Source organism: Ensifer sp. LC163 (genome assembly GCF_001695855.1).
Lineage (GTDB): Bacteria > Pseudomonadota > Alphaproteobacteria > Rhizobiales > Rhizobiaceae > Ensifer.
The window spans coordinates 217,221-230,234 of the sequence record NZ_MBSS01000034.1 but is presented as its reverse complement, the minus strand read 5'-3'; the positions used below and the strand labels follow the sequence as shown (position 1 = coordinate 230,234).

Below are 13,014 nucleotides of genomic sequence, written 5' to 3'. Positions count from 1 at the left end.
CATATCCAACGCATAAAAACCGCCCCGCGCCCCGGTCGCAAGAAAGTCTCGGCGGCGACAGCATCACTCTCGAAAGGCATGGCGTCCATGGGCAAGTCGATCGCAATCTTTTTTGCGTGTGCGGCACTGATCATTCTGGCTGGCTCATTCGTCGCGCCGAACACGGTCGCGAGCAGCCGCAAGGGCTGCACGCCCGCCTATGGTGTCGACCCGTGCACGACGGCGTCGATCGACCTTTCCGGCAAGTAAGCCGGCGCCCTTGGGGCGATAGATCTCAAGTTTTTGGCGGGGGCCAGGGACCGCGTGCGTTTCATCTGAAACGCACGCGGTTTTGTTTTTACAGCGCCGCGCGTCTATTTAGACGCGCAAAGGTGGCTGTAACACTTTGAGTTGCTGCATAATTTTCTCCTTAGATCGATTCCGATTTAAGGAATTATGCAGTGAAGTAGCGACCCTCAGCCAAGCATCCAGAGACCGACGAGGCCGGCGGTGCCGACAACGATGCGCCAGATCGCAAAGGGCGTGAAGCCGCGGCGCGAGACGAAGTCCAGCAGCGAGCGGACGACGAAGATGCCGGCGACGAACGCCGCGATGAAGCCAACGGCGATCACGGTGAAATCGTCGAACGACAGCGCATCACGGTTCTTGTAGAGGTCGAGCGTGAACGCGCCGAGCATCGTCGGCATGGCGAGGAAGAACGAGAATTCCGCCGCCGACCGCTTGTCCGTTCCCATCAGCAGAGCGCCGGCAATCGTCGCGCCGGAGCGGGACGTACCCGGAATCATCGCCAGGCACTGGAACAGGCCGATCTTCAGCGCCAGCGACGGCGGATAGTCCATGACGTCGGTGTAGCGCGGCGTCAGCGGCAGGCGATCGATCGCCAGAAGGATGAGGCCGCCGATGATCAGCACGACACAGATCAGGATCGGCGTTTCGAACAGCACGGTCTTGATGAAGTCATGGGCGATGGCGCCGATGACGGCGGCCGGCAGGAAGGCGAACAGCACCGAGACGACGAAGCGGCGAGCCTTGACGCTCGTCGGCAGCGCCAGCGCGATCGACAGAAGCCTTTGGAAATAGACGAGCAGGATCGCCAGGATGGCACCGAGCTGTATCAGAACCGCAAAAGTGTTGCCCGGCGATCTGAAGCCGAGGAAATGCCCGGCGAGGAGAACATGCGCCGTCGACGATACGGGTATGAATTCCGTCAGCCCCTCGATGAGGCCGAGGACGAGCGCGCTGATGATCGATTGATCCGCCATATATAAGATTTTCCTGACAAGTTTTGGAGTGGGAGGAAAAGGCTGATTCGCTTGTGTTTGCCACCACAAGTTCCTATAGCTTTTTCTGATGAGCCGTGGCCAGACGCATGCGCCGCCACGCTGACGTCCCCTGAAAAAAGACCATAAGAAGCCAGATCATCGATGCCGACACTGTACCATCACCCCATGTCCTCCGCTTCGCGGTTCGTGCGCCTTATCCTTTCGGAATACGGCTACCAGACGGAATTGACCGAGGAACAGCCGTGGGAAAACCGGCGAGACTTTCTGGCGCTGAATCCGGCCGGGACGCTACCGGTCTATGTTGACGACAGTATGAGGGCGCTCTGTGGCGCCACGATCATCTCGGAATATCTCGACGAGACGAACGGCATCATGAAACGAGATCGGCGGCTTCTGGCCGAGGATCCGTTCCAGCGCGCCGAAATCCGTCGCCTGGCCGAATGGTTCCTGCACAAGATGGAAGCCGACGTGACGCGGCCGCTGGTGCGCGAGCGTATCTTCAAGCTGCAGATGACGCCCGACCAGGGCGGCGGCGCACCGGATAGCAAGGTGCTGCGCACGTCGCGCGCCAATATCCGTCAGCACATGAAGTACCTGTCGTGGCTTGCCGGCTCGCGCCCCTGGCTTGCCGGCGACCGGATTTCCTATGCCGACCTTGCGGCGGCGGCGACGGTCTCGGTGCTCGACTATCTCGGCGAAATCGACTGGTCGGACGCGCCAACCGCCAAGGAATGGTACCAGCGACTGAAGTCCCGCCCCTCCTTCCGCCCGCTGCTCTCCGAGCGCGTGCGCGGTGTCACCCCGGTTCCGCACTATGCGGATCTCGACTTCTGAGGATAGTGCCGTGCCCGGCAGTGCTGCCAAGGCTGAAAACCAAGAGCGACGGCGGCAGAGGCTGACGGAATTCCTGAAGGCCGAGGCGGCCGACAAGGGCTTCGACGTCTGCCGCATCACCCGGCCCGATGCCATACCGGAGGCGCCGGCGCGCCTCGTAGAGTTCCTCGACGAGGGCTTCCATGGCACGATGGAGTGGCTCGCCGAAACGGCGGAGCGCCGATCCGATCCGCGAACCCTCTGGAGCGACGTGCGCTCGGTCGTCATGTTCGGCATGAACTACGGCCCCAAGCAAGACCCGCGCGGCATTCTCGACCAGCCGGACCGCGGCGCGATCTCCGTCTATGCCCAGAACCGCGACTATCACGACATCATCAAGGGCCGCCTGAAGGAGGTCGCGACCCGCTTTGCAGCGCGCGCCGGCGAGGATGTGAAGGTGTTCGTCGACACGGCACCGGTGATGGAAAAGCCGCTCGCCGAGAAGGCCGGCATCGGCTGGCAGGGCAAACACACCAATCTCGTCAGCCGCGAGTTCGGCTCGTGGCTGTTTCTCGGCAGCCTGTTCACCACGGCGGAACTTGCCTTCGACGCCGCCGAGCGCGACCATTGCGGCTCCTGCCGTGCCTGCGTCGATGCCTGTCCGACCGGCGCGTTTCCGGCGCCCTACCAGATCGACGCGCGGCGCTGCATTTCCTACCTGACGATCGAGCACAAGGGGCCGATCGATCCAGCGATCCGTCCGCTGATCGGCAATCGCATCTATGGCTGCGACGACTGTCTTGCCGCCTGCCCGTGGAACAAGTTCGCGCAAGAGGCATCGGAGATGAAGCTGAAGGCGCGCGACGACCTGAAGGCGCCGTCCCTTGGCTTTCTGCTGACCCTCGACGACCCGACCTTCCGAACTTTCTTCTCTGGCTCGCCGGTCAAGCGCATCGGGCGTGACCGCTTCGTCAGAAATGTCTTGATCGCAGCGGGCAATTCCGGCGATGAGAGCCTGGTGGAAGCCTGCAAGGCGCTGACCAACGATGCCTCGCCGGTGGTGAGGGCGATGGCGGTGTGGGCTTTGTCGCGATTGATCTCGCATGACGCGCTTGCGGCCTATCAGAGGCAATGCGGTGCGGAGAGCGACGAGGAAGTGTTGTCCGAATGGCAAATGGCGGGAGTGAGCCGATGCATGTCCTAGTTCTTGGCGCCGGCTATTCCGGCATGGCAATCGCGCGCGCACTGGCCGGCAGGGCCGAAAGCGTCAGCGGCACGACCCGAAGCGCGGACAAGGCCGCCAAGCTCGAAAAAGCGGGCATCCGACCGATCGTCTTCGACGGCGACGTGGTTTCCGACGAGCTGGCAACCGCCCTGCGGCAGGCGACCCATCTGATCCAGTCGATCGCTCCCGGCCGCGACGGCGACCCGATGTTTCGGCCCGGCAGCGCCGACCTCGCCGAGCTTGCCCCTGCTCTTCGCTGGGTCGGCTATCTCTCCACCGTCGGGGTCTATGGCGACCATGGCGGCCAATGGGTGACGGAAGACATGTTGTCCAAGCCGGTCTCGGCACGCTCGGTCGAGCGGGTCGAGGCGGAAGACGCATGGCTTGCCTTTGGCGCCCGGAACGACATTCCCGTCGCGGTTCTCCGGCTTTCCGGCATTTACGGCCCCGGACGCAATGCCTTCTGCAATCTCGCCAACGGCACGGCCCGCCGGCTGATCAAGCCGGGGCAGGTGTTCAATCGCATCCGCGTGGAAGATATCGCCGCTGCCACATCCTATCTCTCCGAAAGACTTCAGGGCGGGATCTTCAATATCACTGACAACGAGCCGGCGCCGCCGCAGGACATCGTTGCCGAGGCCGCACGGTTGATGGGCGTCGAGCCGCCGCCCGAAACGCCGTTCGAAACCGCCGAGCTTTCGCCGATGGCCCGTTCCTTCTATGGCGAGAACAAACGCGTCTCGAATGCACGCATGCGGGAAACCGGCTTCGAATTCGCCTATCCCGACTATCGCGTTTCGCTTGCGCAAATGTGGCAGGCGGACAGCTGGCGCGGAGAATGAACAATTGCTGCGCGAACCGGTCAACATATCCCGCTCGCAATGGAACAAACCCGATAGCATGATCGTTAGTAATGGCGATCTCACGGGCCGCTGAATTGTGATCCTCCTGAGATATTCATTCTATACTCTGCGAATTGAATGCAACCACAGCGGTAGTAGCGTGTTTTGAACCATCCGGATTCCGGACATTTCGTTCAATTCGAAATTTTTAATGATTTTTTTCGTTAAGCCGATATCTCGGCTCGCGTGCGTGCCGCGGTTCACGTTCAACCGCTGATTCCAAAGAACTTCCTGGTCTCGCTTAAACTATTTCAAACAATCTTCGATTTTTAATTTTCGTCCTTTTTTAACAATTCCTAATAGAACGTAAATGGTTGAAGCACGTTTTCGCCATTTTTCGCCCCAATTAGCGATCTTCGACAGAATTAACCAAGAGCTCCAGCCCAAGGGCTCTAACCGGGGGTCGCCAGTTTGACGCCAGCGAAAATCAAGACTGTTGCCGCGGCAGCGCTGTTCACCGCCGGGATCGGCCTCGTTTCCGTTTCCGATAGCCAGGCAGCAGGCGCCGGCTGCGGCGGCGCGTCCTGGTATGCGCTGACCTCCAAGACGGCTTCCGGCGAACGCATGAACGCCGCCCGCCTCACCGCCGCCCACCGCAGTCTGAAATTCGGCACCAAGGTGCAGGTGGTCAACAAGCGCAACGGCAAGACCGTCGTTGTTCGCATCAACGATCGTGGTCCGTTCATCCGCGGCCGCGTACTCGACCTTTCCAAGGCAGCCGCCTCGCAGATCGGCATGGTCAGTTCCGGCACCGCCAGCATCTGTTATCGCGTCGTCAATTCTTGATCGCAGTTTACTTCCGTCCGGCATTCATTCCCGGCGGTTCTGCTTTGAGAAATACTGTTCCCCGCGTTTAATCCCGGCCAGCGTCTTGCTCTTCGATGCCATCGCCGCTACCACGGCGAAAAAGGAGTAGATCGAAGATGCGATTGGGCGGCAGGCTCGCAGGAGCCATCGAAGTTCTTGAGGATATCGAGAAGCGGAAGCGCCCGGTCGCCGACGCACTCAAGGACTGGGGCCTTTCCCATCGGTTCGCCGGTTCGGGCGATCGGTCGGCGATCGGCAATATCGTCTATGACGCGCTTCGCATGAAGCTCTCCCACGCCTATCTGATGGACAGCGACAGCGCCACCGCGCTTGGCCATGCCGTGATGTACCGCCAGTGGGGGTTTTCGCCCAAAACGCTGGCCGCCGAACTCGATGGCGACAAGTTCGCCCCCGAGATGCCGTCTGCCGAAATGGCGCAGGCTTTCGCGACACGCCGGCTCGAGGACGCTGCTGCCCACATCCAGGGCGACATTCCCGAGTGGGTCCAGGCATCCTTCGAAGAAAACTTCTCCGAGGATTGGCTCGACGAAGCCAAGGCGCTCGCCGGGCGCCCCACGCTCGACCTGCGTGCCAACACGCTCAAGGCAACGCGCACCAAGGTTCTGAAGGCACTGGAGCGCAGCGGCGCCGAGCCGGCGACGATCGCGCGCAACGGCATCCGCATTCCGGCCGGCGAAGGCGCCTCGCGTCTGCCGAACGTCACCGCCGAACTTTCGTTCCAGAAAGGCTGGTTCGAAGTTCAGGACGAGGGATCGCAGATCGTTGCCGATCTCGCCTTCCCGCAGGAAGGCGAACAGGTGCTCGACTATTGCGCCGGCGGCGGCGGCAAGACGCTCGCCATGTCGGCAGCCATGAACAACAAGGGCCAGGTGCACGCCTACGACACCGACCGCAAGCGCCTGGCGCCGATCATCGAACGGCTGAAGCGCGCGGGAACGCGCAATGTCCAGGTGCACGAATCCGCCGACAGCCTGGCGCCGCTTGCCGGCCGCTTCGACCGGGTTCTCGTCGATGCGCCCTGCACCGGCACCGGAACCTGGCGCCGTCGCCCTGATACCAAGTGGCGACTGAACCAGAAGAACCTCGAGGAGCGCATCTCCCAGCAGGAAGAGGCGCTGGCGAGCGCCGCTCAGTTCGTGCGGCCGGGCGGACACCTGATCTATGTCACCTGCTCGGTCCTTCCCGAGGAGAACGAAGCGCAGGTCTACGGCTTCTGCGAGGACAATCCGGAATTCGAGATCCTGTCGGCCGCCGACATCTGGGCCGGGCTGTTCGGCACAGACAAGCCGCAGCCGTGGTCTGCCGACATGAAGACGGTGACGCTGACGCCTGCCTCGACCGGTACGGACGGCTTCTTCTTCTGCCTGATGCAGCGCAAGGCCTGAACGCCTCGTCGGCGGCTTCGGCACACCGTCAAACCGCCGGCATCAGATTGAAAACGTTCTAAACTATACACTTTGACACCAGTTTACTTTTGGTTCATGACAAGTCGGCTCCGGCGGGTCGGCGGGGGATTTCCGACGACCCTTGCCGAGCGATGGCGCCGTCCCGCGGTGTCCGTTCCGGTCCCGCCGGGAAAAGAACAGGAGAGGGTCATGACCAAGAATTTCATCCGCGCCGCGGCGCTGGCGCTCATGACGGCAACGTCGACGCTGGCCCTGCAGCCGGCCCAGGCGGCCACCGATGCAGCCGCCGTGGTAAAGCACTACACCGTCGTTGCGCACGCCAAGTTCGAAGATGCGCTGATCACCGCAGAGGCGCTCGACAAGGCGATCGACGCGCTGATCGCCACCCCCAGCGAAGCAACGCTGAAGGCGGCGCGCGAGGCGTGGCTCAAGGCCCGCAACCCCTATCAGGAAACGGAAGTCTACCGCTTCGGCAACGCCATCGTTGACGAGTGGGAAGGCAAGGTCAACGCCTGGCCGCTGGACGAAGGCCTGATCGATTATGTCGATCCGAGCTACGGCAGCGAGAGCGACGAGAACGGCCTCTTCACCGCCAACGTGATCGCCAACAAGACGATCAAGATCGACGGCAAGGATGTCGACGCCACCAACATCACGCCTGAACTGCTGGCGGGTACCCTTCAGGAAGCTGGCGGCGTCGAGGCGAACGTCGCCACCGGATATCACGCCATCGAATTCCTGCTCTGGGGCCAGGACCTGAACGGCACCGGCCCGGGTGCCGGCAACCGCCCCTACACGGACTTCGACGCCAAGGCCTGCACCGGCGGCAATTGCGACCGCCGAGCCGCCTATCTGAAGGCTGCTTCCGAGCTGCTCGTCTCGGACCTGAAGGAAATGGTCGCCAACTGGACGCCGGATGGCGCGGCGAGCAAGGCCGTGGAAGCCGACCCGAAGGCTGGCCTCACCGCCATCCTCACCGGCATGGGGTCGCTCTCCTACGGCGAACTGGCCGGCGAGCGCATGAAGCTCGGCATCCTGCTGCATGATCCGGAGGAAGAGCACGATTGCTTCTCCGACAACACCCACAACTCGCACCTGCACGACGCCATCGGCATCCAGTCGGCCTATACCGGCGAATATACCCGCGTCGACGGCACCAAGCTGACCGGCGCCTCGCTTTCCGAACTCGTTGCCGCCAAGGACGCTGCACTCGACAAGGAAATGACCAAGGATCTGGCCACCACGGTCGAGAAGATGCAGGCCATGGCCAAGCGCGCCGAAACCGTCGAGGCCTACGACCAGATGATCGGCGAAGGCAATGCCGAGGGCAATGCCACGGTTCAAGCCGCCATTGACGGCCTCGTTGCCCAGGCCAAGACCGTACAACGTGTCATTGCATCGCTCGATCTTGGAACAATTGAGCTTGAAGGTTCCGACAGCTTGGATAATCCTAACGCTGTGTTCCAATGAGCTGAAAAGGCGGGCCGCGTCGCAACAACGCGGCCCGATCCTCGATCGATGAATGCACGGATTGTCCAATCCCTGTCGCGACAGCTCGCAGCGCTGCTCTGCCTGCTTGCAACAGCTGTTGCCGCGTCTGACGACGCCTCCAACCTGTCACGGACACGCGACGATCTTTCCGAATCCGACCGCAGCCGCGTTGAAACCATCGTCCGACCGACGACTGACTTTTCCAAAGCCGAGCGGTACGAGGCAATGTCCGGTGGCGCCGGGACCTCGATCGCCCCTGTCGACCAGGACAGCTTCACGCTGTTTTCCGCCAATCTTGCCTTCTCGGACGAGGAGGCCTTCAAGCTGGGCGATGCGCTCTTCGAGAAACTCTGGGTGTCGTCGCCCTCCTCGACCCAGGCGTCGGATGGATTGGGACCGCTCTACAACGCCCGGGCCTGCGAAAGCTGTCATCCGCGCGATGGGCGCGGCCGCCCGCCGGAAGGCTCGCCTGACGCCACATCGATGCTCTACCGTCTGGCGCGCGCGCCGCACAATGATCGCGAGCGCGAGATGCTGGCCAACTACGATCTGCTGAACTTTCCCGATCCTGTGTACGGTGGTCAGTTGCAGGATAGCGCCGTTCCAGGACTTGCTGCGGAAGGTCATATGAAGATGACCTACTCCGAGCTGCCGGTCACATTGGCCGACGGCGAACTCGTGTTCCTGCGCAAGCCATCCTACACCGTCACCGACCTCGGTTATGGCGATCTCGACCCGACAACGACGCTCTCTCCTCGCGTAGCACCGCAGATGATCGGTCTCGGGCTGATCGAAGCCATTCACGAGGCCGACATTCTCGCGGGCGCCGATCCCGACGATCGCGACGGCGATGACATCAGCGGACGCGCGGCCCTTGCCCGCGACCGCAAAACCGCCAACATCGTGCTCGGACGCTTCGGCTGGAAGGCCCAAAACCCGACGGTCCGACAGCAGACAGCGGATGCCTTCGCTGCCGACATCGGCCTGTCGACGCCGGATGCCGATCGCAGCTACGGTGACTGTACCCAAGCCCAGGCCGCCTGCCTTGCAATGCCCACCGGCGTGCAGGCGCGCCTTGGCGCGGTCGAGGCGCCCGATCCGGTGCTTGGTCTCGTGGCCTTCTACACCGCCAACCTCGCCGTCCCTGCCCGCCGCCAGGCGAGCTTTCCGAAGACACTGCGCGGCAAGCAGGTGTTCTACGAAATCGGCTGCACGGCCTGCCATACGCCGAAATTCGTGACCCGCCGGGATGCCGCCCGCAAGGCCCAGGCGTTTCAGTTGATCTGGCCCTATTCCGATTTCCTGTTGCACGATATGGGCGAAGGCCTTGCCGATGGCCAGGCCGTGGGCAGCGCGAACGGCAGCGAGTGGCGCACGCCGCCGCTCTGGGGCATCGGCCTGACGAAAACCATCAGCGCTCACACATATCTGCTTCATGACGGGCGCGCCCGCAATTTGACGGAAGCCATTCTATGGCACGGCGGCGAAGGCCAGGCTGCCCGCGATGCCTTCGCCCGTCTTTCCACGCGCGACCGCCGTGACCTCATCGCATTTCTGGAGTCCCTTTGATGCCTCACATGCCCACGCTCGCCCTAGGCCTTTTCCTGGCGGCGATAGCGCCGCCTGCCATGGCGCAGGAGGGAAGCCCCTTGTCGCCCCGCATCGTCAATGAAGCGGCCGTGCCGGCCGTGATGGCAAAGGCGGTCGACGATTTCATCATCCCCGGCTATCGCAATCTGTCAGATAAGACGGCACTCCTGACCAAGGCTTCGGCAGCCCTTTGCGAAACCCCTTCGGCGGCGTCGCAGGACAATGCGCGAACCGCATTTTCCGAGCTGGTGCGGGCCTGGTCGACGGTCGAAATCATCCGTCTTGGGCCGGCGCTCGAGCAGAACCGCTTCGAACGGTTCCTGTTCTACCCCGACCGCAAGAGCACCGGCCTGAAGCAGGTGCAGGCCATTCTTGCCAAGGGCGATGAGACGGCGATCGACGTCGCATCGCTCAAGGGCAAGAGCGTCGCCGCGCAAGGGCTGGGCGCGCTGGAATACGTGCTCTATGGCAACGGTTCCGAGGCGCTTGCGAGCAAGGAGGGCGACTTCCGTTGCCGCTATGGCGTGGCGATCTCGCAGAACCTCGACACCATCGCTAACGAATTCCTGGCGGAGTGGCAAAAGCCCGACGGCATCCAATCCGCCTGGAAGAAGCCCGGCCCTGGAAATCCTCAGTTTCGCGATAGCAAGGAAGCGGCAACCGAGCTGCTCGGCATTTTCGTGCACGGCGTCGAGATGGTGAAAGACCAGCGGCTAAAGCCGTTCTATGCCGGAACGGTCGACGGCAGGCAGGACAAGGGGCATCCGAAGCTGGCGATCTACTGGCGATCGGAAAACACCATGCCCTCGATCGCCGCCAACTTCCGCGGCCTGCAGACCCTGTTCAAGGTGGCGGACATGGAAAGCCTGCTTCCGGAAGACAGCCGCTCCGTCGCCGGATCGGCAGACTTCGTCTTCAAGTCGGTCATCGCCATCTCGCAGAACATCGACGGCCCGATCGGCGAGGCGATTGCCGACGATAAGAGCCGCGCCAAGCTCGACTTCCTCACGCTCAACACCGCCGATCTTCTTGACCGGCTGAACAAGGATTTCGGCGGTGCCATCGGCCTTGGCGCCGGCTTCTCCTTTGCCGACGGCGACTGAACAGGCAGCCACCAGCCAAGGTGTTGACAATCCCTCCGTTTGGGCGCAAAGCGCTCTCGTGTCCGCTCTCGCGGGCACGTTTCACCACAAGGATCAACTTGCAATGAACCCCGACAGTCGAAGTCGAGCCTTCATGCTCACGACCGCTCGGTCCTGATTGATCAGGGCTTCGTGGCGGTCGGATGACTCGCCCTATGGAGCCCAAAATGCTGCGCATCTACAAAAGCCAGAACAGCCACCTCGTGCTCGTCGATATGCTCGACAGCCTTGCCTCTCCGACGCCGGTTATCTGGTTCGATCTGCTCAATCCCTCCGTTGAGGAGACCCGACTGGTCGAGGGCCAACTCGGCATCGAAATCCCGACCCGCGACGAGATGCAGGAAATCGAGCTGTCCGACCGGCTCTATCAGGAAGACGGCGCGCAGTTCATGACCATGACGGCCGTCGCCAAGCTCGACAGCGACTATCCGGTCAAGGTCCCCGTGACCTTCATCGTCAAGGGCGTGACGCTCGTGACCGTTCGCCATGCCGACCCGAAGCCGTTCCAGACCTATGCCAACCGGCTGCAGAAGGCCAACGGCCAGGGCTGTGAAACGGGTGAACTGGCCATGCTGGGGCTTCTCGAAGCGATGATCGACCGCACCGCCGACGCGCTGGAGCGGGCCGGCAGCGAGGTCGACGGCATTTCGCGCGAAGTGTTCCGCAAGACCAATGCCAGCGCCACGAAGAAGACGCGCGACCTGCAGTCGCTGATCGAGCAGATCGGCCAGAAGGGCGACCTTCTGACGATCATCCGCGAAAGCCTGGTCAGCATCGGTCGGCTCGTCGCCTATCATGTGGCGCTCGAAGGCATCGGCCCGCGCAAAGCGGCAAAGGAAAGCCGGCAGCGGATCAAGCTGATCCAGCGCGATGCGACGTCGCTCGGCGACCACGCGCTGTTCCTGTCGAACAAGATCAACTTCCTGCTCGACGCGACGCTCGGCCTGATCAATCTGGAGCAGAACCAGATCATCAAGATCTTCTCGGTCGCCGCCGTGGTGTTCCTGCCGCCGACGCTGGTCGCCTCGATCTACGGCATGAACTTCGAGATCATGCCCGAGCTGCAATGGCGGTTCGGATACCCCTATGCCCTGGCACTGATGGTGCTTTCGGCGATCGTGCCTTTCCTCTACTTCAAGCGGCGGGGCTGGCTCTGAAAGAGCAATCTGCTACATCGTAGCGACAAGGACCGGCGGCGGAATTCTGCTGCCGGTCCGACAAAATGGCAGGCGAGAATGGCATGCGCGCCACCACGGGTCTGATCGACCGACGCAATTTCATCAAGATGGCCGGCGCCGCCTGGGTGGCGACGCTCGGCGCTCGCGGCGCCTTTGCCCTTGAGCGCGCCGACGCGGTCTTTGCCTCCGCTTTCATGGCGCCGGACGGAAGCTATGGCGTTGCGACGCTGACGGAGGCCGGCGAGATCGTCGAGCGCACGGCGCTGCCGGCACGCGCGCACGGCATGGCGTATTCCGCGGCCAGCAAACGGATGGTGGCCTTCGCCCGCCGCCCCGGCACCTATGCGATGATCCTAGCGACCGACGGCCGCGCCGAGCCGGTGGTCATTGCCGCCGCCGACGGCCGGCACTTCTATGGCCATGGCTGCTTTTCCGCCGACGGCCGCCTGCTCTACGCAACCGAAAACGACTTTGCCGCCAATCGAGGCATGATCGGCATCTACGACGGCACCAGGCGCTTTGCCCGCATCGGCGAATTTCCGACCTACGGCATCGGCCCGCACGACATGACGCTTTCCGCCAATGGACGGATGCTCGTCATCGCCAATGGCGGCATCGAGACCCATCCGGATTTCGGCCGTACCAAGCTCAATCTCGACCATATGGAACCGAGCCTGACGCTGGTCGATACCGAGACCGGCGCCCTGATCCAGAAGCACACGCTGCCTGGCGAGCTCAGCCGGCTTTCCACCCGCCACGTCGATATCGGCCCGAAAGGCGAGATCTGGTTTGCCTGCCAGTACGAGGGGGCGCGCGACGACCTGCCGCCGCTCGTCGGTCATTTCTCGCATGGCGAAGATCTCGCCTTCGTGTCGCTGCCAGAAAGCACGACGGAGGCGCTCGCCAACTATGTCGGCGCCATCGCCGTCAACCGCCACGAAGGACTGATCGGCCTCACCTCGCCCAAGGGCGGCATCGCCGTGACACTCGATGCCCGCACCGGCGCAGTGCTAAAGGAACAGCGCGTTGCCGATGCTGCCGGCGTCGCCGCCGCCGATCACGGTTTTGCCGTGTCGTCCTATGACGGCCGCTTCAAGGATCACCCGAACCGGGTCGCCTGGGACCAGCATATCGTCCGGCTCGCTCGCAGCTGACA

General features: G+C 62.7%; 12 protein-coding genes. 11 read left to right on the top strand and 1 reads right to left on the bottom strand.

Annotated features, from left to right (window positions below; genetic code table 11):
* Positions 1-87 precede the first annotated feature (87 nt).
* The gene (locus BC360_RS31860) at positions 88-249 is read left to right on the top strand and encodes a hypothetical protein (RefSeq protein ID WP_115418676.1); all 162 of its coding nucleotides are present in this window, start codon (positions 88-90) and stop codon (positions 247-249) included.
* 206 nt (positions 250-455) lie between these two features.
* Here the strand turns inward: BC360_RS31860 and BC360_RS23725 are convergent, their stop codons facing one another.
* Positions 456-1,262, bottom strand: a complete 807-nt coding sequence (locus BC360_RS23725) for an undecaprenyl-diphosphate phosphatase (protein ID WP_065783193.1) — start codon at positions 1,260-1,262, stop codon at positions 456-458.
* A gap of 162 nt (positions 1,263-1,424) precedes the next feature.
* Here BC360_RS23725 and BC360_RS23720 point away from each other — a divergent pair, with 162 nt between their 5' ends.
* The 10 genes from BC360_RS23720 to BC360_RS23675 all read left to right on the top strand — a co-directional run bounded on the left by BC360_RS23720 (position 1,425) and on the right by BC360_RS23675 (position 13,012).
* Positions 1,425-2,117, top strand: coding sequence for a glutathione S-transferase family protein (locus BC360_RS23720; protein ID WP_065797106.1), 693 nt, complete (start codon positions 1,425-1,427; stop codon positions 2,115-2,117).
* Between the two features lie 10 nt (positions 2,118-2,127).
* Positions 2,128-3,300: a tRNA epoxyqueuosine(34) reductase QueG gene (gene queG, locus BC360_RS23715; protein ID WP_065797105.1), complete on the top strand. Its 1,173-nt coding sequence runs from the start codon at positions 2,128-2,130 to the stop codon at positions 3,298-3,300.
* Entirely contained in the window at positions 3,288-4,163 is an 876-nt protein-coding gene (locus tag BC360_RS23710; RefSeq protein WP_065797104.1) for an SDR family oxidoreductase, read from the top strand. The genes queG and BC360_RS23710 overlap by 13 nt, the downstream gene beginning before the upstream one ends.
* Positions 4,164-4,634: 471 nt before the next feature.
* Positions 4,635-5,009 (top strand): septal ring lytic transglycosylase RlpA family protein, encoded by a 375-nt coding sequence (locus tag BC360_RS23705; protein WP_065783189.1) that lies wholly within the window; start codon positions 4,635-4,637, stop codon positions 5,007-5,009.
* Positions 5,010-5,146: 137 nt separating this feature from the next.
* On the top strand, positions 5,147-6,436 hold the full coding sequence (locus BC360_RS23700) for an RsmB/NOP family class I SAM-dependent RNA methyltransferase (protein ID WP_065797103.1): 1,290 nt from the start codon (positions 5,147-5,149) through the stop codon (positions 6,434-6,436).
* A gap of 210 nt (positions 6,437-6,646) precedes the next feature.
* Positions 6,647-7,927 carry an imelysin family protein gene (locus BC360_RS23695; RefSeq protein WP_065797102.1) on the top strand — a complete coding sequence of 427 codons (1,281 nt, stop codon included), beginning with the start codon at positions 6,647-6,649 and terminating at the stop codon, positions 7,925-7,927.
* Positions 7,928-7,975: 48 nt separating this feature from the next.
* Positions 7,976-9,517 carry a di-heme oxidoredictase family protein gene (locus BC360_RS23690; RefSeq protein WP_065797101.1) on the top strand — a complete coding sequence of 514 codons (1,542 nt, stop codon included), beginning with the start codon at positions 7,976-7,978 and terminating at the stop codon, positions 9,515-9,517.
* Positions 9,517-10,641 (top strand): imelysin family protein, encoded by a 1,125-nt coding sequence (locus BC360_RS23685; RefSeq protein WP_065797100.1) that lies wholly within the window; start codon positions 9,517-9,519, stop codon positions 10,639-10,641. Before BC360_RS23690 ends, BC360_RS23685 begins: the two co-directional genes overlap by 1 nt.
* A 206-nt stretch (positions 10,642-10,847) precedes the next feature.
* Positions 10,848-11,837: a magnesium transporter CorA family protein gene (locus tag BC360_RS23680; RefSeq protein WP_065783332.1), complete on the top strand. Its 990-nt coding sequence runs from the start codon at positions 10,848-10,850 to the stop codon at positions 11,835-11,837.
* A gap of 83 nt (positions 11,838-11,920) precedes the next feature.
* Complete coding sequence (locus tag BC360_RS23675) at positions 11,921-13,012, top strand: DUF1513 domain-containing protein (RefSeq protein ID WP_065797193.1); 1,092 nt, start codon at positions 11,921-11,923, stop codon at positions 13,010-13,012.
* The last annotated feature ends 2 nt before the right edge of the window (positions 13,013-13,014 follow it).